19 protein-coding genes and 2 tRNA genes are annotated in these 19470 nt (G+C 71.0%); 15 read left to right on the top strand and 6 right to left on the bottom strand.

The window, feature by feature from the left end; all coding sequences use genetic code 11:
• Positions 1-48: 48 nt before the first annotated feature.
• Positions 49-120, top strand: a tRNA-Gln gene (locus tag ACFVHK_RS12760).
• Positions 121-341: 221 nt separating this feature from the next.
• On the opposite strand, the gene ACFVHK_RS12755 is transcribed toward ACFVHK_RS12760, so the two are convergent.
• From ACFVHK_RS12755 to ACFVHK_RS12740, 4 genes are read right to left on the bottom strand one after another with little or no spacing between them, the layout of a single operon-like run.
• The gene (locus tag ACFVHK_RS12755; protein ID WP_376929110.1) at positions 342-815 is read right to left on the bottom strand and encodes a DUF3237 family protein; all 474 of its coding nucleotides are present in this window, start codon (positions 813-815) and stop codon (positions 342-344) included.
• Entirely contained in the window at positions 812-1309 is a 498-nt protein-coding gene (locus tag ACFVHK_RS12750; protein WP_376929109.1) for a MarR family winged helix-turn-helix transcriptional regulator, read from the bottom strand. Before ACFVHK_RS12750 ends, ACFVHK_RS12755 begins: the two co-directional genes overlap by 4 nt.
• Positions 1306-2640 (bottom strand): flavin-dependent oxidoreductase, encoded by a 1335-nt coding sequence (locus ACFVHK_RS12745; RefSeq protein WP_376929108.1) that lies wholly within the window; start codon positions 2638-2640, stop codon positions 1306-1308. The genes ACFVHK_RS12750 and ACFVHK_RS12745 overlap by 4 nt, the downstream gene beginning before the upstream one ends.
• A gap of 40 nt (positions 2641-2680) precedes the next feature.
• The gene (locus tag ACFVHK_RS12740; RefSeq protein ID WP_376929107.1) at positions 2681-3493 is read right to left on the bottom strand and encodes a TSUP family transporter; all 813 of its coding nucleotides are present in this window, start codon (positions 3491-3493) and stop codon (positions 2681-2683) included.
• Positions 3494-3537: 44 nt separating this feature from the next.
• Between ACFVHK_RS12740 and ACFVHK_RS12735 the strand changes: the two genes are divergently transcribed.
• From ACFVHK_RS12735 to ACFVHK_RS12725, 3 genes are all read left to right on the top strand, one after another.
• Complete coding sequence (locus ACFVHK_RS12735) at positions 3538-4446, top strand: hypothetical protein (RefSeq protein WP_376929106.1); 909 nt, start codon at positions 3538-3540, stop codon at positions 4444-4446.
• 52 nt (positions 4447-4498) lie between these two features.
• On the top strand, positions 4499-5176 hold the full coding sequence (locus ACFVHK_RS12730; RefSeq protein WP_376929105.1) for an SDR family oxidoreductase: 678 nt from the start codon (positions 4499-4501) through the stop codon (positions 5174-5176).
• Between the two features lie 133 nt (positions 5177-5309).
• Positions 5310-7646, top strand: coding sequence for a transglycosylase domain-containing protein (locus ACFVHK_RS12725; protein WP_376929104.1), 2337 nt, complete (start codon positions 5310-5312; stop codon positions 7644-7646).
• A gap of 39 nt (positions 7647-7685) precedes the next feature.
• Here the strand turns inward: ACFVHK_RS12725 and ACFVHK_RS12720 are convergent, their stop codons facing one another.
• Positions 7686-8330: an MBL fold metallo-hydrolase gene (locus tag ACFVHK_RS12720; RefSeq protein ID WP_376929103.1), complete on the bottom strand. Its 645-nt coding sequence runs from the start codon at positions 8328-8330 to the stop codon at positions 7686-7688.
• Positions 8331-8391: 61 nt separating this feature from the next.
• Here ACFVHK_RS12720 and ACFVHK_RS12715 point away from each other — a divergent pair, with 61 nt between their 5' ends.
• The 11 genes from ACFVHK_RS12715 to ACFVHK_RS12665 all read left to right on the top strand — a co-directional run bounded on the left by ACFVHK_RS12715 (position 8392) and on the right by ACFVHK_RS12665 (position 18886).
• A complete protein-coding gene (locus ACFVHK_RS12715; protein ID WP_376929102.1) occupies positions 8392-9294 on the top strand; it encodes a diacylglycerol/lipid kinase family protein in 903 nt (300 codons plus the stop codon).
• A gap of 80 nt (positions 9295-9374) precedes the next feature.
• Positions 9375-9450, top strand: a tRNA-Glu gene (locus ACFVHK_RS12710).
• A gap of 169 nt (positions 9451-9619) precedes the next feature.
• Positions 9620-10732 (top strand): TerC family protein, encoded by a 1113-nt coding sequence (locus ACFVHK_RS12705; RefSeq protein ID WP_376929101.1) that lies wholly within the window; start codon positions 9620-9622, stop codon positions 10730-10732.
• Between the two features lie 120 nt (positions 10733-10852).
• On the top strand, positions 10853-11716 hold the full coding sequence (locus ACFVHK_RS12700) for a PP2C family protein-serine/threonine phosphatase (protein ID WP_376929100.1): 864 nt from the start codon (positions 10853-10855) through the stop codon (positions 11714-11716).
• 66 nt (positions 11717-11782) lie between these two features.
• Positions 11783-12382, top strand: coding sequence for an FHA domain-containing protein (locus ACFVHK_RS12695; RefSeq protein WP_376929099.1), 600 nt, complete (start codon positions 11783-11785; stop codon positions 12380-12382).
• 121 nt (positions 12383-12503) lie between these two features.
• Entirely contained in the window at positions 12504-13982 is a 1479-nt protein-coding gene (gene leuC, locus ACFVHK_RS12690; RefSeq protein WP_376929098.1) for a 3-isopropylmalate dehydratase large subunit, read from the top strand.
• A 2-nt stretch (positions 13983-13984) separates the two neighbouring features.
• Complete coding sequence (gene leuD / locus ACFVHK_RS12685) at positions 13985-14602, top strand: 3-isopropylmalate dehydratase small subunit (protein ID WP_376929128.1); 618 nt, start codon at positions 13985-13987, stop codon at positions 14600-14602.
• Complete coding sequence (gene murA, locus ACFVHK_RS12680; RefSeq protein ID WP_376929097.1) at positions 14603-15973, top strand: UDP-N-acetylglucosamine 1-carboxyvinyltransferase; 1371 nt, start codon at positions 14603-14605, stop codon at positions 15971-15973.
• 7 nt (positions 15974-15980) lie between these two features.
• A complete protein-coding gene (locus tag ACFVHK_RS12675; RefSeq protein WP_242492274.1) occupies positions 15981-16757 on the top strand; it encodes a lysophospholipid acyltransferase family protein in 777 nt (258 codons plus the stop codon).
• Positions 16750-17886 carry an NAD(P)H-dependent glycerol-3-phosphate dehydrogenase gene (locus tag ACFVHK_RS12670; RefSeq protein WP_129234435.1) on the top strand — a complete coding sequence of 379 codons (1137 nt, stop codon included), beginning with the start codon at positions 16750-16752 and terminating at the stop codon, positions 17884-17886. The genes ACFVHK_RS12675 and ACFVHK_RS12670 overlap by 8 nt, the downstream gene beginning before the upstream one ends.
• Positions 17786-18886 carry a D-alanine--D-alanine ligase family protein gene (locus ACFVHK_RS12665; RefSeq protein WP_376929096.1) on the top strand — a complete coding sequence of 367 codons (1101 nt, stop codon included), beginning with the start codon at positions 17786-17788 and terminating at the stop codon, positions 18884-18886. Before ACFVHK_RS12670 ends, ACFVHK_RS12665 begins: the two co-directional genes overlap by 101 nt.
• A gap of 39 nt (positions 18887-18925) precedes the next feature.
• Here the strand turns inward: ACFVHK_RS12665 and ACFVHK_RS12660 are convergent, their stop codons facing one another.
• Positions 18926-19456, bottom strand: a complete 531-nt coding sequence (locus ACFVHK_RS12660) for a DUF3515 family protein (protein WP_376929095.1) — start codon at positions 19454-19456, stop codon at positions 18926-18928.
• Positions 19457-19470: the final 14 nt, after the last annotated feature.

Here is a 19470-nt window from a genome sequence, read left to right as displayed (position 1 = left end):
CGATCGGCTACAGTTACATGTCGGCCCGGAACCCCGGTTCAGGGCCATTGGGGTATGGTGTAATTGGCAACACGGCTGATTCTGGTTCAGTTGTTCTTGGTTCGAGTCCAGGTACCCCAGCAAGTGAAAACCCCCGGTCATGCCGGGGGTTTCGTGTTCTCCGCCGTCCTCGTCGCGCGTGGCCGAATCCGGCGAATCGCCGCGGTGGGACGGAACCGCGAAAGGGGCATCGGCGTCCCAGAGGCCGGTCCCGGGGTTGCGACCGTCCGCCCTTCCGGGAGCCGCCGACGCCCCGCGCCTCCCTGCCTCATCTGCGCGCGCAGCTCCGCGTGCGCGGGCGGTCAGGTGACGCGGTACGCGGTGTACCGGACGGCGTCGGCGTCGCGGATGCACGACGCGACGAACACCGAGCGCTGCAGGTGCGCGAGGTGCGGTGCCGACGTCTCGATCGTGACGACGGTGCGGAAGTAGTACGCCGACGGCTCGACCGCGTCGCCGCGGAGCAGCGACTCGAGGACGTCCGGTTCGCCCGAGCGGACCCCGGCGACCCGGAGGAACAGCAGGTCGCCGGCATCGGTGCGTGCCGAGTACCGCCCGTCGATCTCGATCGTGCCGTCGGGTCGTACGAGCTGCCAGTCGGCGCCGCCGGGCAGGATCTCGCCGACGATCGAGCCGGTGATCCGGCCCCCGACGATCCCGATGACCCGACGGCGCCCCGCGCGGGTGTCGCCGTAGTCGTCCACGGCGCCGACGTGCACGACGACCTCGAAGGCCGGCTCGAGTCTGGGCACCGGCGGTGCGGGCCGATCGGTCATGCGAGCCCCTCCGCGTCGCCGTCGGCGCCTCCGCCGCCCGAGGCCGCGTCGCCGTGCCTCAGGTCGACGAGCACGTCGCGCAGCCGTTCCAGCGCCGGCAGCGCGGCGTCGAGGGCGGCGAGGTCCTCCGGGGGCAGGGCGGATGCCGCATCGGCGACGATCGCGGTCGAGGCGCGGTCGAAGCGCACGAACAGGTCGAGGGCGTGGGCGGATGCCGCGACGTCGACGCCCCGGCCGTCGCCGGCCCGTGGGGTGCGACCGACGAGGCCGTCGCGTTCCATGCGGTTCAGCAGGTTGCTGACGGTGGGACGGCCGAGGCCGAGCGACGCCGCGAGCTCGCTCGGCGACGCGACGGTGCCGCGGGGGAGGGCACGGATGACCTCGATCTGCGCGTCGGGCAGCTCTGGAAGCCCCTCGCGGCGGCGCGCGGCGCCGAGGATCGCGCGGCGGAGCGGGGAGACGACGGCGGCGAGCCGGGCGGCGTCGAAGCTCATGGGTTCGCCGTCCGGGTGCGCTCCGTGCGGGCTCCGGCATGCTCGACGGTCATCGATGCCCGCGCGTTGAGCAGGTCGGGGTGGAATCCCGCCGCGCGCTTGTAGGCGGCGGCGATCTCGACCAGCTCCTCCTCGGGGATCACGTCGTGGACGTCGGCGAAGCCGTCGGGTGCGCGCTCGTAGGCGAGTTGCATCACGCGTTCGGGGCCGGTCCGCCTGGTCATCTCGAGCAGGGCCGCCGTCGCCGGGCGTCGGTCGGCCTCGTACGCCTCGAGGGCCGCCGGAACGGTCGGCGCAGTCGCGAGGTGGAAGGCGAGGGTGCGCGCGTCGAGGATCGCCTGGGACCCGCCGTTCGACCCGTTCGGGTACATGGCGTGGGCGGCGTCGCCGACGAGGGTGGTCCGGCCGAAGGTCCACCGCGGCAGAGCGTCGCGGTCGACCATGGGGTACTCGAGGATCTCGTCGGCGGCGGCGATCGCGGCGGGCACGTCGAGCCAGTCGAACCGCCAGTCGCGGAACAGGTCGACGATGGGCGCCGGGTCGACGGCGCGGTTCCAGTCGGCGTCGGGGGAGCCCTCGCCGCGCCGCTCGGCGATGAAGTTCACGCGCTGCCGGCCGGCGCCGTCGGGCGCGCTCAGCGGGTAGGCGACGAACTTCTGGTCGCCGTCGCCGGCCATGACCATCGTCCGTCCGTCGAGGTATCCGGGGATCACCGCGGTGCCGCGCCAGAGGGTGAGTCCGCTCCAGGGCGGTGCGCCCTCGGCCGGGTAGCGGATCGCGCGAAGCGCCGAGTGGATGCCGTCGGCGCCGATGACGAGGTCGCCCGTCGCGTCGACCGGGCCTGCGGCGGTGTCGAACGTCGCCGCGACGGCGTCCGCGCCCTCGGAGACGTCGACCAGGCGATGTCCGGTCTCGATGACCTCGCCCAGGCGTTCCCGCACGAGGTCGACCAGTGCGAGCTGCAGCCGCCCCCGGTGCACCGAGAGCTGCGGCCACCGGTAGCCGGCGTCGAGCCCGCGCGGCTCGGACCAGATCGGCTGGCCGAGCCGGTTGAAATAGGCCAGGCGCGACGGCGCGACGCCCAGCGCCTCGATCCGGTCGGCGACGCCGAGCTCCGTGAGTTCGCGCACGGCATGCGGCAACAGGTTGATGCCGACGCCGAGACCGCGGATCTCGGACGCGCGCTCGAAGATGCGGATGTCGCGGATGCCCGCGGCCTCGAGGCTGAGGGCGGTGGCGAGGCCGGCGATGCCGGCTCCGACGATGACGACGTTCACGATGCGGGCTCCTGTCTGCGCGACCTCGTCGGCGCGCCGAATGTAGTTTTGCACATGAACTACTTTCTGTCGACCCGCGTCGGAGGTCCCCGGTTCACACCAGGAGGTACACCCCCGACGCGAAGGTGAGCAGCAGGACGACGCGCTCGAACCACGCCTGCGAGATGCGGCCCGCCGCCATCCGCCCGCCGAAGGCGCCCAGCACGAGCGCGGGTACGAGGAGCAGGTCGAGCAGCAGCGACTCCGGGGTCATGAGTCCCAGGCCGATCGAGAAGGGCAGCTTCATGGTGTTCACGATGAGGAAGAACCATGCCGCCGTGCCGAGGATCGCCCGCACCGGCAGGCGCGAGGCGACGAAGTAGAGCGTCATCACCGGGCCGGCCGCGTTCGCGATCATCGTCGTGAACCCGCCGAGCGGGCCGAAGACGATCGAGAGCGCCGGCGGAACCGGTCGGGCCTCGAGTCCGGCGGCAGCGTCGGCGCGCCGGCGGAGCATGAGCACGACGCTCAGCGCGACGAGCACGAGGAGCGTCGCGCCGATGATGCGGCGCACCGTGACGTCGTTCGCGGCCCAGAGCACGACGACGCCCAGGAGGATCCCGACGAGTACGGACGGGAGGAGACGGCGGAGGACCTTCCAGTCGGCGTGGGCGTGGTGCATCCGTACCGCGATGAGGTCGCCGACGAGGAGGAGGCCGAGGACCGCCCCGGTCGAGGCCTTGGCGGGCAGGACCGACGCGAAGATCGCGGCCGGGATCGGGCCGAGCGCGGGCATGCCGCTCTTGGCTGCTCCGACCGCGAATGCGGCGAGGCCGAGCAGCAGCCACTCCGGTCCGGTGAACGTGGGCATCACGCTCCATCGTGCCGGACCGGCGCGTTCCGTGCCGACGGGCTCGATCTCAACCATCCGGACGATTCGCCCACCGCGTCGACGCTCCTACGCTGGCCGCCATGGGATCGCGGATCGGGTCATCGGAGTTGCAGAGGTTCATCACCCACACGGAGGGCACGATCTCGCCGAAGGGCGTCGCCGCGCTGTACGGGCGGGCCGAGATGCTCGCGAGGCTGCCCCTCGGCCTGCAGCGCCGGATCGTGTCGCACGCCCGGAGCGAGGACTACATGGGCTTCGTCGTGGAACCGTACTGCACGTTCCTGGCGTACGAGATCCGCGACGAGGTCGCGGCGACTCGGCTGCTGCCTCCGGGCTATCGCCTCATCCCGACCGCCATGTTCGCCGATGACGAGCCACGCGCCTGCGCCATCCTCGGGGCGTTCAACGTCCACGCGTCGGTGTTCTGGGGTGCTCGGGTGGAGCTCTACCTCATCGCGGAGGACACGCGCACGGGGATGCTGACGTGGGTCATCTGCGACTACGAATCCAACACGATCAACTACGACCCCGGGCAGGGGTTCTCGGCCTCCACCACCGATCGAGCCGTGGTGACCACGTCGCATGCCGGCGAGGTGATCGTCGATGTCCGGAGCCGGCAGCGCCCGAACGCGCTCACGATGGCGGCGCCGCTGGCGACGGGTGCGATGCGGCCACTCGATCAGCGGCTGTGGGTGGACGGGAACCTGTCCGTCGACTACGGGGGACGGCTCGAGCACGCGGACTCCGTCCCGTTCGGGCTCGTCTTCGACCCGGGCGAGATGACCCGGGCGCTGGAACTCCCTCTCGAGACCGTCGAGGTGGAGCGCAACACCTTCGGCGCCGATTTCCGGGCCGACGCGCCGTTCTCGGTCGCCTGCTTCCCCTACGCCCAGCACTTCCTCACCACCAGCTACCCTCGGGCGAGCCCGATCCGCGACCGGCGGTCGCTGGAGGACGCCGTCCGCTCCCTGGCGGCCGAAGCTCGCTGACGTCGCCCCATCCGGGTCCACCGTGGTCGGCTCGTCGCGCTAGCGTGAGCGGATGGACCTTCAGCTCACCGGTCGTGTCGTGCTCGTCGTGGGTGGCGGCGGCTTCATCGGATCGGCGATCGTCCGGCGCGCCCGCGCGGAGGGCGCGACCGTCGTCGTCGCGTCCAGGAATCCCAGTGAGGGCATCGTCCTCGACGCGGGCGACGACGACTCCGTGCGGTCGGCCGTGGCACGGGTGATCGACGAACACGGCCGACTCGACGCGGTCGTGGTGACCGCGGCGCCGGCGGCCCAGACGCTCGACGCCTCGCGCAGCGGCGAACCGACGCAGGTCGCCGAGGCGTTCGATGCGAAGGCGCTGGCGTTCCTGCGCGTCGCCAACGCCGCCCTCCCGGTCATGACCGCGGCGGAGTACGGGCGGATCGTCGGCGTGAGCGGGCAGAACGCGTTCGTCACCGGGAACATCACGGGTGCCGTGCGCAACGCCGCGTTGAACGTCATCGCGAAGAACCTCGCCGATTCGGCCGCGGGGTCGGGAGTGACCGTCAACACGGTCAATCCCGGGCTGGTGACGCCCGAGCCGTCGGGGGACGTCGAGGTCGGGAAGGGCGGCGAGTCCTCCCCGACCCAGATCGCGGACCTGGTCGCCTTCCTCATCTCGCCCCTGTCGGCCGTCTCCGGCGAGACCATCGCCGTGGGGCACCGGGTTCGCGGAGTGATCTCCGGCTAGCAGACCAAGGGGCGCGCGTCGCGTCGCTTTACAAGGGCCGATCCCTGAGGTTCGATGGAAGCTGCGCCGAACGCGTGCCGGACCCCTGCGTCCGGCACGGGTGGGGACGGCGGGAAGGTCGGGATTCGGTTCGATGATGTACGGCGACACGCACGATCGCGCGGTCACCCGACCGCGCACGTTCAGCGGTGTCCTCGGCGGCCTGCTCGGCCTCGTCGCGGTCAGCGCAGCCGCGGCGCTGCTCGTCGCCGCCGCGGTGACGCCGGCGATCGCCACGGCCGGTGTCGCGGCATCCGGCACCATCTCGCTCTTCGAGAACCTGCCGAGCTACCTGAAGATCGGCGAGCTCTCGGTGAAGAGCAACATCTACGCCAAGCAGTCCGACGGCAAGCAGAAGCTGCTCGCCTCGTTCTACGACCAGAACCGGGTCGAGGTCGAGTGGGACGAGGTCAGCCAGTACGTCAAGGACGCGGCCATCGCCGGCGAGGACCCCCGCTTCTACGACCACAACGGCGTCGACCTGCAGGGGACGATGCGCGCCGCAGTCACGACGGCGAGCGGGCGCGAGACCCAGGGCGGCTCGTCGATCGCCCAGCAGTACGTCAAGAACGTGCGCGTGCAGGAATGCGAGCGCGAGGTAGTCGACGAGGCGGAGCGCGACGGATGCTACGACGCCGTCACCGAGACCTCGATCGATCGCAAGCTCAAGGAGATGCGGCTCGCGATCGGTGTCGAGAAGCGCTACACCAAGAGCCAGATCCTGCTCGGGTACCTGAACATCGCGGGCTTCGGGGGCACGGTCTACGGCATCGAGGCGGCGGCGAACTACTACTACGGCACGTCCGCGTCGAAGGTGACGCTCGCCCAGGCGGCCTCGCTCGTCGCGATCGTCAACAACCCGTCGAAGTTCCGGCTCGACCAGCCGAACAACGAGGTCAACGGCGCGGCGGACGGGTACGCCGCGAACCATGCTCGGCGCGACTACATCCTGCAGAGCATGCTCGACGAGTCGAAGATCACGCAGGCGGAGTTCGACGAGGCGGTCGCGACGCCGGTGGAGCCGAAGATCACCGAGCCGAGTACCGGATGCCAGACGGCGGGCGGCAGCGCCTACTTCTGCGACTACGTCAAGCACATCCTGCAGAACGACCCGGTGTTCGGCGAGGACGAGGCGTCGCGACTGCTGAACTTCCGCCGTGGCGGGTACAACGTCTACACCAGCCTCGACCTCGACCTGCAGGCCGCTGCTGAGCGGGCCATCGCCGCGCACGTCCCGGCGACCTACCCGGGATGGGACGTCGGCGGCGTCATCTCGACCGTCGAGGTCGGAACCGGCCGCGTGCTCGCGATGGCGCAGAACCGGGCCTACAGCCAGGACCCGAAGGTGCTCGAGAGGGGTCCGCAGTACACGAGCATCAACTACAACACCGACTTCGACTACGGCGGTTCCCGCGGATTCCAGCCGGGATCCTCCTACAAGGTCTTCACGCTCGCCGAGTGGCTGAAACAGGGCCACGGGCTCGCCGAGCGCGTCGACTCGAGGCCGAAGAGCAATTGGGGCGTGTTCCAGGACAGCTGCCTCGGGCCGCACTTCGCGGGCGACTGGAACCCGCGCAACGACGCGAACGAGTCCGGCGCCAACTACAGTGCGCTCGAGTCGACGATCGGATCGATCAACACCGGCTTCATCGGCATGGCGAAGAACCTCGATCTCTGCGGCATCCGCAAGACGGCCGAGTCGTTCGGCGTGCACCGCGCCGACGGGAACGTGCTCGTGCAGGGTCCGTCCTCGGTCATCGGCACGAACGAGGTCGCGCCCCTGTCGATGGCGGTCGCCTTCGCGGGCATCGCGAACAACGGCAAGACCTGCACGCCGATCGCGATCGACCGGATCACGGGCCGCGACGGCGAGGAGATCCCGCCGCCGAAGTCGGAGTGCAGGCAGTCGGTGCCCGAACCGGTCGCGGCCGCGATGCACACCGCGATGGGCATGGTGATGACGCAGGGGACCGCGGTCGCGTCTCGCGCTGCGACCGTCCCGGCCGTGCCGCTCATCGGCAAGACCGGTACGACGGACGGCGCCAAGGACACGTGGATGGTCGGCGCGAGTTCCAAGGTCGCGACGGCGGCCGCCGTGATCAGCGTCAACGGCGACGCGAACCAGCGCGGCATCTGGTTCGCCACCGGCCAGGCGGCGACCGCGCGTCACCGGATGTGGCCGGAGGTGATGTCCGCGGCAGCCGCGAAGTACGGCGGGGACGCGTTCACCCAGGCCGGCCTCGGTCCCGTCGCAGGACCCGGGTCCTTCCCCGACGGACGCGTCGTCGAGCCGGATCCGCCCCCGTCGAACGGGCCCGCCTCGCCGGGCGAGCCTCCCTCGGGCGGCGGCGGCAACGACGGCGGCGGCGACTCCGGCGGTCGGGGCAACGGGAACGGCAACGGCGGCGGCAACGGCGGCCCGGGGGGCTGATCCGTCGATCCGGCGGCGGATGCCGCGGCATCCGCCGCGTCACGCGTCGAACGAGTCGCCCGGTTCGAGGGGAAGGTACTCGCCGCCGCCCTGCTCGGTCGCCCAGCCGAGGCGGGCGTTCGACAGGTCCTTGCCTGCGCGCGAGAGCACCATCTCGTGCGTGGGGAAGGCGCGCTTGGGGCGGACCGCCATGACGAAGTCCATGGCCTCCGAGATCTTCATCCACGGCGCGCCGGCGGGGGCCGCGAGCACGTCGACCTCGACGCCCTCGGGCACGGCGAACGAGTCGCCGGCGTAGTAGAGCGCGTCGTTGACGAGCACGCCCACGTTGTCGATCACCGGGATGGACGGATGGATGACGGCGTGCCGCCCGCCGAAGAAGCGCAGCCTGAACGGGCCGACCTCGACCTCGTCGCCCGGCGCGACGCGCACGACCTCGATGCCGGACTCGGCGGCCGCAGCGACGACCCCCTCGGGTCCGAAGACCCGCACGTCCGGGCTGCGGTCGCGGATGCGACCGAGTTGCTCGGGCGTCCAGTGATCGTCGTGCAGGTGCGTGATCACGACCGCGAGCGCGCCGGACGCCTCGGTGATCGGGGTGGTGAACTTGCCCGGGTCGATGAACAGCCGATCGCCGGAGTGCTCCACGACGAGGGCGGCGTGCTCGAGCTTGGTGACGCGCATGTTCCGAGCCAACACCGTGCGTGTCGTGCGCGCAACCGGGTCGCCCTGCCATGATCACTGCATGTCGCGTGGCCCCCGTCGCCTCCTGCTCGCGGTGAATCCGAGCGCCTCGTTCGGTCGCAACCGGTCCATCGGGCCGGCCACCGCGCGCCGCCTCGAGGCGGAGGGATACGTCGTGACCGTGCTCCGGGCCGACAACTTCGAGCTGCTCCGGCGCGAGGTCCAGGCGGCGTTCGAAGCCGGGACCGACGGCCTCGTCGTCGTCGGCGGCGACGGCATGGTCTCGCTCGGCGTCAACGTGCTCGCGGGCACGCAGGTGCCCATGGGTCTCGTCGCCGCCGGGACGGGCAACGACCTCGCCCGCGCGCTCGGCCTGCCCCACGACGACCCCGAGGCGGGCATCGAGGCGCTCGTGGAGGCGCTCCGGCGGCCGCCGCAGCAGATCGACCTCGGCCACATGCGCCACGGCGGGCTCAGCACGTGGTTCGCCTGCGTGCTGTCAGCGGGGTTCGACGCGGTGGTGAACGAACGGGCGAACCGGATGTCGCGGCCGCACGGTCCGAGTCGGTACACCATCGCGCTCCTGCGGGAGCTCGCGACCTTCCGGCCTCGCCGGTACGCGATCACGATCGACGGCGTCCGGCGCGACCAGGCCGCCATGCTCGTCTCGATCGCCAACACCCCGTCGATCGGCGGGGGGATGCGGATCGTCCCGCACGCCGACCTCGCCGACGGCGTGCTCGACGTGTTCATCGTGCATCCCCTGTCGCGCATCGGCCTGCTCGGCGTGTTCCCGCGAGTATTCGCGGGTCAGCATGTGGACCATCCGGCCGTCGAGTTCGTGCGGGCGCGTCGGGTCCGGGTGGAGGCCGACGACATCATCGCGTACGCAGACGGCGAGCGCGTCGGCCCGCTGCCGATCGAGGTCGAGGTGGTGCCCGGCGCACTCCGGATCTTCGCCTGATGCGCGGGTCCGGATCCGCCCGGCGGCGCCGATTTGGAATGCGCCGGAGTCGTATGCCATACTCGATGACGTCGCAGCGAGGCCCCATCGTTTAGCGGCCTAGGACGCCGCCCTCTCACGGCGGTAGCGCGGGTTCAAATCCCGCTGGGGTCACCAATGACAGGCGAACGCCCCCGCATCATCGTGCGGGGGCGTTCGTCGTTTCCGCGGGCGTTCGCCTAGACTCGTCCGAGCGAAGGGGAGTATCCCGTCGGGCCGTTCGGTCCGGGCCACGATCGTCAGTACGAGCGCCGTCGATGCCGCTCCGGGCGTGGCGGCGCATCCGATGCGCCGGGAGAGACTTTCGGTCCTCGACGCACCCTCCGAAAGGCCCTCCGTGACCGCATTGCCCCTCTGGTTCGAAGTCGGTTCGCTCGTCGTCCTGACGCTGATCCTCGTCGCCGACCTGCTGATGGTGATCAAGCGACCGCACGTCCCGTCCTTCCGGGAGTCGACCCTGTGGGTCGTGTTCTACATCGCGCTCGCGCTCGTGTTCGCGGGGCTGATGTTCGTCATCGGCGACGCCGAGCACGGTGCCCAGTTCCTCGCGGGCTGGCTCACCGAGTACAGCCTCTCCATCGACAACCTGTTCGTCTTCGTCATCATCATGGCGAGGTTCGCGGTGCCGAGGAAGTACCAGCAGGAGGTGCTCATGGTGGGCATCATCCTCGCCCTCATCCTCCGAGGGATCTTCATCCTGCTCGGCGCGCAGCTGATCGAGAACTTCAGCTGGATCTTCTACATCTTCGGCGCGTTCCTGCTCTACACCGCGGCGCAGCAGGCGTTCGGCGACCACGAGGACGAGGGGCGGGACTCCGCGCTCATCCGACTGCTCCGCCGCCGGCTGCCGATCACGAACGACTACGACGGCATCCGGCTCCGCACGATGATCGACGGTCGTCGCTTCTTCACGCCGATGCTGATCGTGTTCGTGGCGATCGGCACCACCGACCTGATCTTCGCGCTGGACTCGATCCCGGCGATCTTCGGCATCACCCAGAGCCCGTTCATCGTGTTCACGGCCAACGTGTTCGCACTCATGGGCCTCCGCCAGCTGTACTTCCTGCTCGGCGGCCTGCTCGAGCGCCTCGAGTACCTCAAGTACGGCATCGCGTTCATCCTCGCGTTCATCGGCGTGAAGCTCGTGCTGCACGCGATGCACGAGAACGAACTGCCGTTCATCAACGGCGGCGAGCACATCGAGTGGGCGCCGGACATCTCGACCTGGACCTCGCTCGCGGTGATCATCGCGGCGATGGCGGTGGCGACCGTGGCGAGCGTCGTGAAGGCGAACCTCGACGCCCGCCGCCGCGGCCACACGCTCGGCGAGGAGATCCCGCACTTCACCGAGGAGAACGAGCACGACCGCGACTCCGACAGCACCTCCGTCGAGCGCTGAGCGGCGCGCCCGTCCGATCACTCCCGGCGAGAGTGCCGTGCGCGCCGCGAGCGCTTGCTAGCGTGGAGCGACTGCGCCCCGCGGCGTGAACTCTGCCCTGTCCAGAGAGGACCCGATCACGTGACGTCTGACGGCAGCGGTGTCGTGCCCATCCGCACGGGATCCGCACGGATCGCGCACAGCGCCCGCACCCACGTCGGCAACGTCCGCACGGTGAACGAGGATTCGCTGCTCGCGCAGCCGCCCGTCTACCTCGTCGCGGACGGAATGGGCGGTCACGCTCGCGGCGATGCCGCGAGCCGGGCGGTCGTCGACACCTTCCGCCGGCATATCGACGCGGGTGCCCCGTCGACCCCGGAGCGCGTGCTCGATGCGATCCACAGCTCGAACGACGTGGTCCGCGGGCTCTCCGACGAGGGCGACGAGGGCACGGCCGTGGCCGGAACGACCGTCTCGGGGATCGCGCTGGTCGACGCCGGCGACGGCCGCGGCGTGCACTGGATGGTGTTCAACGTCGGCGACTCGCGGGTCTACCTCTGGGACGGCCGCCGCCTCGAGCAGGTCACGGTCGACCACTCGGCCGTGCAGGAGATGGTCGACGCGGGCCTCATCGGTGCGGACGAGGCGGAGCGGCATCCGGACCGGAACGTCATCACGCGGGCGGTCGGGGCCGATGCGCACGTCGAGCCGGACGTCTGGCTGATCCCGGCATCCGGCCGACAGGTGTTCCTCGTGTGCTCCGACGGGCTGACCAAGGAGGTCGACGACGCCGGGATCGGGCGGATCCTGGCCGGGCACTCGATGCACGCGGCCGGCCTGGCCGGGGAACTGGTGGATGCCGCGTTGGCGACGGGGGCACGCGACAACGTGAGCGCGATCGTGGTGGAGTCCGTCCTCGGCGGCGCCGCCGACGACGACGCGACGCGCGAGGAGGCGCCGGCGGTGCCTCCGTCCGGTCGCGTCGATGGCCTGCCGGGGCGCTGACCGCTCCCGCTTCCGTCGACGCCGATGACGCCGGGTCGCGCCGTCGCCTCGCGTTAAGGTGGGGGCGTGAGCGAGCCGGACTCCATCGTGCCCCCGCCGGGGGTCGTGCCGGACGAGCCCGAGGCGGATCGGGCGGATCGGGCTGGGGGCACCGGGCGCGTGCAGCGCGCGGTTCCGGCGTTCCGCCCGCCCCCCGGCATCCGCCCGCCGTCGGCCCTGCCCATCGCGCCGCCCGCGTCGGCGTTCCCGGCCGCCGCGCCGGGCGCGGAGCGAGGTGCGGCACCGAGTACGGCCGATCCGCGCGATCCGCCGGCCGCGACGGGCCCGTGGCACCTGCGGAGCGCCGACGGGATCGAGTTCTCCGTCCCCGATCGCGTGGTGGCCGGCCGCGACCCGAAGCCGCCGGCCTGGCTCCAGGGGGCGACGGTCGTGGCGATCCCCGACCACACCCGTTCGATGTCGAAGACGCACGCCCTCCTCGAGGTACGGGACGACCGGCTCATCGTGACCGACCTCGACTCCACGAACGGCGTGCGAGTCTGGCCCGAGGGGTCGGAGCCCGCCGACCTCGAGTCGGGTGTGCCCGCCGAGGTGCCGCTCGACGCGGTCATCCTGCTCGGCGACGTCGCCTTCCTCGTGGAACGGGCCCCCGCCGACTCGGTGTAATCTGTCGGCATGCGTGCTCGGCGACGTCTCCTTCCGTGCCGCGGCGGGGCCCGGTTCTGAGGCCTTCCCCGCCGCGGAGTCCGTCGACGGCCGACCACTCTCCCGAAGGAAGACGAACCGCATGAACGACAGCACCTCGAACCCGGCACGTCCGCGCACCCTGGCCGAGAAGGTGTGGGACGCCCACCTGGTCGCCAAGGGCGAAGCCGGCACGCCCGACCTCATCTACATCGACCTCCACCTCGTGCACGAGGTCACGAGCCCCCAGGCGTTCGACGGGCTCCGCATGGCCGGCCGCCCCGTCCGCCGCCCCGACCTCACGATCGCGACCGAGGACCACAACACCCCGACGCTCGACATCGACAAGCCGATCGCCGACCCGACGAGTCGCACGCAGATCGAGACGCTGCGCCGCAACGCCGCGGAGTTCGGCATCCGCCTGCACTCGCTGGGCGACAAGGAGCAGGGCATCGTCCACGTCGTGGGTCCGCAGCTCGGGCTGACCCAGCCCGGCATCACGGTCGTCTGCGGCGACAGCCACACCTCGACGCACGGCGCCTTCGGCGCCATGGCGTTCGGCATCGGCACCAGCGAGGTCGAGCACGTCCTCGCCACGCAGACGCTGCCGCTGAAGCCGTTCAAGACCATGGCGATCACGGTCGAGGGCACGCTCCGGCCCGGCGTCACGGCGAAGGACGTCATCCTCGCGGTGATCGCGAAGATCGGCACGGGCGGCGGCCAGGGCTACGTGCTCGAGTACCGCGGCAGCGCCATCCGCGCGCTGTCCATGGACGGCCGCATGACGATCTGCAACATGTCGATCGAGGCGGGTGCCCGAGCCGGTATGGTCGCGCCCGACGAGACCACGTTCGAGTACCTGAAGGGCCGCGCGCACGCGCCGCAGGGCGAGGACTGGGACGCGGCGGTCGAGTACTGGAAGACGCTGCCGACCGACGAGGGCGCGGTCTTCGACGCCGAGGTGTTCATCGACGCCGATGAGCTCGAGCCCTTCGTCACCTGGGGAACGAACCCCGGGCAGGGCGTCTCGCTCAGCGAGTCCGTGCCCGACCCCGCCGCGATCGATGACCAGCACGAGCGGGCCGCCGCCGAGCGCGCGCTCGAGTACATGGACCTCGAGCCGGGCACGCCGCTGAAGCAGATCCCGGTCGACGCGGTCTTCATGGGCTCGTGCACGAACAGCCGCATCGAGGACCTCCGCGCGTTCGCGTCGATCATCGAGGGCCGCACCAAGGCCGAGGGCGTGCGTGTCATGGTCGTGCCCGGCTCGGCGCGCGTACGCCTCGAGGCCGAGGCCGAGGGGCTCGACAAGGTGTTCGAGGCGTTCGGCGCCGAGTGGCGCTTCGCGGGCTGCTCGATGTGCCTCGGCATGAACCCCGACCAGCTCGCCCCGGGCGAGCGCTGCGCGTCGACGTCGAACCGCAACTTCGAGGGCCGCCAGGGCAAGGGCGGCCGCACCCACCTGGTCTCGCCGCTCGTCGCGGCAGCCACCGCGGTGCGGGGCACGCTGTCGAGCCCGTGGGATCTCGAACAGGATTCCGCCGCCGAACCTGTCGGCGCCGGCGCGAAGGGCGGCAAGTGACCATGGAGAAGTTCAGCACCGTCACCGGCGTCGCCGTCCCGCTCCGCCGCTCGAACGTCGACACCGACCAGATCATCCCCGCCGTCTTCCTGAAGCGCGTCACCAAGACGGGCTTCGACGACGCGCTGTTCCACGCCTGGCGACAGGATCCGGAGTTCGTGCTCAACCACCCGGCGCACGCAGGCGCATCCGTCCTGATCGCCGGTCCCGACTTCGGCACGGGATCCAGCCGTGAGCACGCCGTGTGGGCGCTCCGCGACTACGGCTTCAAGGTGGTCGTCTCGAGTCGCTTCGGCGACATCTTCCGCGGCAACTCGGGGAAGCAGGGGCTGCTCGCGGCCCAGGTGGCCTACGAGGACATCGAGCGCCTGTGGGAGGCCATCGAGGCCCAGCCGGGAATAGCAGCGACCGTCGATCTGGTTGAGCGTACGGTGAGCATCGGGAGCCTCACAGTCGCCTTCGATATCGATGACTACACTCGGTGGAGGCTGCTCGAGGGGCTCGACGACATCGGGCTCACCCTCCGGGACGAGCAGGCCATCTCCGACTTCGAGGCGACTCGGGCGGGATGGCGGCCGACGACGCTCCCCATCAGGGAGCCGGCAGAGACAGGGAACTGAGTGAACACACTCGTGGATGACGCGAAGCAGCACGGCACGGCGGTCGGCCTCCAGGTCGACCGCATCACGATCAACGGGGGCAAGCCGCTTCGTGGTCGGATCGAGCTGAAGGGGGCCAAGAACCTCGTCACGAAGGCGATGGTCGCGGCGATCCTCGGCGACACGCCGAGCGTCCTGAAGGACGTCCCGAACATCAGCGACGTGCGCATCGTGCGCGGCCTCCTCGAGGTGCACGGGGTGACCGTCACCGAGGGCGCGGAGCCCGACGAGCTCATCCTCGACCCGTCGGCGGTCGAGACGGCGCACATGGCCGACATCGACGCGCACGCGGGCTCGAGCCGGATCCCGATCCTGTTCTGCGGTCCGCTGCTGCACCGCCTCGGCGAGGCGTTCATCCCCGACCTCGGCGGCTGCCGCATCGGCGACCGGCCGATCGACTACCACCTCGAGGTCCTGCGCAACTTCGGCGCGATCGTCGAGAAGCTGCCGAGCGGCATCCGCATGTCCGCACCGACCGGGTTGAAGGGCGCGAAGGTCTCGCTGCCGTACCCGAGCGTCGGGGCGACCGAGCAGGTCCTCCTCACCGCGGTGCTCGCCGACGGCATCACCGAGCTGTCGGGCGCGGCCATCGAGCCCGAGATCATGGACCTCATCAACATCCTCCAGAAGATGGGCGCGATCATCACGGTCGACACCGACCGGGTGATCCGCATCGAGGGCGTCGATCGACTGCAGGGCTACACGCACCGCGCGCTGTTCGACCGGAACGAGGCGGCGAGCTGGGCCGCGGCCGCACTCGCGACGGAGGGCGACATCTTCGTCGGCGGCGCCCGCCAGCCCGAGATGCTGACGTTCCTCAACGTCTTCCGCAAGGTCGGCGGCGCGTTCGAGATCGAGGACGACGGCATCCGCTTCTACCACCCCGGCGGGGACCTCAAGCACGTCATCATCGAGACGGACGTGCACCCGGGCTTCATGACCGACTGGCAGCAGCCACTCGTCGTGGCGCTCACCAAGGCCAAGGGCGTCTCGATCGTGCACGAGACCGTCTACGAGCAGCGTTTCGGCTTCGTCGACGCGCTCGTCGAGATGGGCGCGTCGATCGACGTGCACAAGGAATGCCTGGGCGGGCGCCCGTGCCGGTTCGGACAGCGCAACTTCAAGCACTCCGCGGTGATCTCCGGTCCCTCGCAGCTCCGCGGCGCCGACATCGAGGTCCCCGACCTGCGCGGCGGGTTCAGCCACCTCATCGCGGCGCTGACCGCCGAGGGCCGCTCGACCGTGTCGAACGTCGGGATCATCGCGCGCGGCTACGAGAACTTCATCATGAAGCTGGAGCTGCTCGGAGCGGACTTCGCGCTCGAAGGATAATGGGTCAGTGCCCCATCGTGACCCCGCCGTCGTGCCCGCAGTGAAGCCCGGCGCCGAGAAGCGCCGACCGTCGTTCTTCTGGGTGCTGGCCGTGCTGGTCCTCCCGATCTGGAGCCTGGGCGTGAAGTACCGCTTCCACCACCCCGAGCGGATGCCGCAGGCCGGCGCCTTCGTCCTGTCGCCCAACCACTACAGCGAGATCGACCCGATCGTGATGGGCGTCGCCTCGTGGCACCTCGGGCGCCTTCCCCGCTTCCTGGCGAAGGCCTCCCTGTTCAAGATCCCCGTCGCCGGGTGGTTCCTCCGCAGGTCGGGCCAGATCCCCGTCGAGCGGGCCGGCAGCAGCAGCCACGCGGCGATCCGCGCGGCCGAGGAGCTCGTCGAGAAGGGGCGGATGGTCATCGTCTACCCGGAGGGCTCGCTGACGCGCGATCCCGACCTGTGGCCGATGCGCGGCAAGACCGGCGCGGTGCGCATCGCGCTCGAGCGCGGCATCCCGGTGATCCCGGCGGCCCACTGGGGCACGCAGCAGATCATGCCCCGGTACGCGAAGAAGGTCAGCTTCTTCCCGCGGAAGACCGTCGACGTGATCATCGGCGAGCCGCTCGACCTGTCGGCCTACGAGGGGAAGCCGCTCGACCAGGCGACCCTGCTCGCCGCCACGAACGACCTGATGAACGCGATCGCCGCACTCGTCGGCGAACTGCGCGACCAGCCGCCGCCCGCGGAGCGCTGGGACCCGACCAAGCACGGGCAGAAGGAGACGGGGCGCCTCGATGGCTAGGGGAGCGGGGCGCCGCGTGCCCGGCAAGCGCGTCGCCGTGCTCGGGGCGGGCAGCTGGGGCACGACGTTCGCGAAGATCCTCGCCGACGGCGGGGCCGACGTCATGCTGTGGGCCCGGCGCCCCGAACTCGCGCGCGAGATCCAGGAGGCCAAGCGCAACAGCGACTACCTCGCCGGCATCAACCTGCCGATCGGGCTCCGTGCGACGAGCCGGCTCGACCTCGCCCTCGCGGGTGCCGAGCAGGTCTACATCAGCGTGCCGAGCCAGACCCTCCGCCAGAACCTGATCGCGGCCGAGCCGCACCTGCACGCCCAGGCGACGATCGTCTCGCTCATGAAGGGCGTCGAGAAGTCGACGGGCCATCGCATGAGCGAGGTCATCGCCGAGGTGCTCCCGATCGCCGAGTCGAAGATCGCGGTGATCTCCGGCCCGAACCTCGCGCTCGAGATCGCCCGGGAGCAGCCCACGGCGGCCGTCGTGTCGTCCTCGAGCCTCGAGACCGCGCAGTCCGTGGCATCCGTCTCGCGCAATCGCTACTTCCACTCGTTCGTGAACACCGACGTCATCGGCACCGAGTTCGGCGGGGTCCTCAAGAACCTCATCGCGGTCGCGATCGGCATCGTCGACGGGGCGGGGTACGGCGAGAACACGAAGGCGTCGATCATCACGCGCGGCCTCGTCGAGATGACCGACTTCGCGGTCGCGTACGGCGCGCACCCCGACACGCTGTCGGGCCTCGCGGGCCTCGGCGACCTCATCGCGACCTGCCAGTCGCCGCTGTCGCGCAACAACACCGCCGGGCGCCTGCTCGGCCAGGGCTACAAGCTGCCCGAGGTCGTCAACCAGATGCAGCAGACCACCGAGGGGCTCGCGTCCGTCGGTCCGATCCTCGAACTGGCGCGCGCCAAGGGCGTCGAGATGCCCATCGTCGAGCAGGTCCGGCAGGTGCTGGCCGGGACGCTCGAGCCGAGGGACATCGCGCCGCACCTCACGACCGACGACGAGCCGCAGGGCGAAAGGACGATGGATGGACAAGCTCAGGGTGGTTCTGCTCTTCGGCGGGCGCTCCAGCGAGCATTCGATCAGCTGCGCCACGGCGGCGGGGGTGCTCCGGGCGATCGACCGTGACCGCTACGAGCTGATCCCGGTCGGGATCACGCGCGACGGCGCGTTCGTGCTGGAGGCCGACGACCCCGAGCGGTTCGCGCTCGACCCCGAGCACCTGCCCGAGGTGCACGACAACGGCACGCGCGTGCGCTGGCCCGAGTCGGCGGCGTCCCGCGAGCTCCGCGTGGTGACCGCGAGCGGCGAGGAGGCCTCGCTCGGCGAGGTCGACCTCGTCTTCCCGATCCTGCACGGTCCCTTCGGCGAGGACGGCACCATCCAGGGCCAGTTCGAACTGCTCGGCCTGCCGTACGTGGGCTCGGGCGTGCTCGCGAGCGCACTCGGCATGCACAAGCACTACACGAAGACCGCACTCGCCGCCGCCGGCATCCCCGTCGCGCCGTGGCGCACCGTGACCGCCAGGGAGTGGGCGGACGACCCGGCCGCCGTTCGCGCGGACGCGGCGTCGCTCGGCCTGCCGCAGTTCGTGAAGCCGGCCCGGGCGGGCTCGAGCGTCGGCGTGAGCAAGGTCTCCGGCGGGGACGAGCTCGACACGGCGCTCGAGGTCGCGTTCGCCGAGGACGACACCGTGCTCGTCGAGTCCGCGGTGATCGGCCGCGAGGTCGAGATCGGCGTGCTCGGCGGTGCGCCCGGCGAGCCGCCGCGCGCGTCGGTCGCGGGCGAGATCGTGCTCACGGGCGACGGGTTCTACGACTTCGCGGCGAAGTACCTGGACGCGCCCGGCGTCGACCTCGTGTGTCCGGCCGACCTCGGCGACGGCCGGCTCGATGAGATGCGCGACCTCGCGATCCGGGCGTTCGAGGCGATCGGCGCCGAGGGGCTCGCGCGCGTGGACTTCTTCCTCACCGAGGACGGGTTCGTCGTCAACGAGCTGAACACGATGCCGGGCTTCACGCCGATCTCGATGTTCCCGCGGTGCTGGCAGGAGTCGGGGGTGAGCTATCCGGAACTGATCGACGAGCTCATCCGGGTGGGACTCGCGCGGGGCGTCCGCGTCGGCTGAGGCGGGTCGCCGCGGCCCCGAACGGACGGCGCGACCGGGTCAGCCGGCGTCGGCCGCCCCGTCGGTCGCGGGCGCGAGGTCCTCGAGGTCGGTGCACGCACCGTCGGCGGGGATCGCCGCGACCGCACCCGAGAGGTCGGCGATGGCCGTGGAACCGGCGACCGTGTCGTTGTCGACGACGACCTCGACGGCGGGCGTGCGCCCGTAGGTCACGAAGCGGTAGGTCGGCGCGTCGGACTCGTCGATGATCCAGTCGACGTCGTCGACGCTCACGCAGCGCAGGGTCGTCGGCCCGGGCGGCTCGACCCCGCATCGGAGCAGCACCGACGCCGGCGAGCCCCAGGCGCCCGTGCCCTGCGCGGTGGTCTCGCGGGCGTCGAGCCCGGCGACCCGGTCGGGGAGGCGGACGACGACCGACGCGCAGTCGGCGTCCGCGGCATCGGGTGCCGCATCGAAGGGGACCGGTTGGGTGCAGGCGGCGAGGAGCGGCACGGCCGACGCGGCGACGAGCGCGGCCGCGGCGAGGCGCGCACTGCGGCGCCGGGGGCGGCCTGACGGGGGAACTGGCATCGTCGATCAGGCTA

This window comes from Agromyces binzhouensis, assembly GCF_042672355.1.
Lineage (GTDB): Bacteria > Actinomycetota > Actinomycetes > Actinomycetales > Microbacteriaceae > Agromyces > Agromyces binzhouensis.
This window is presented reverse-complemented; position numbering and strand designations above follow the sequence as displayed.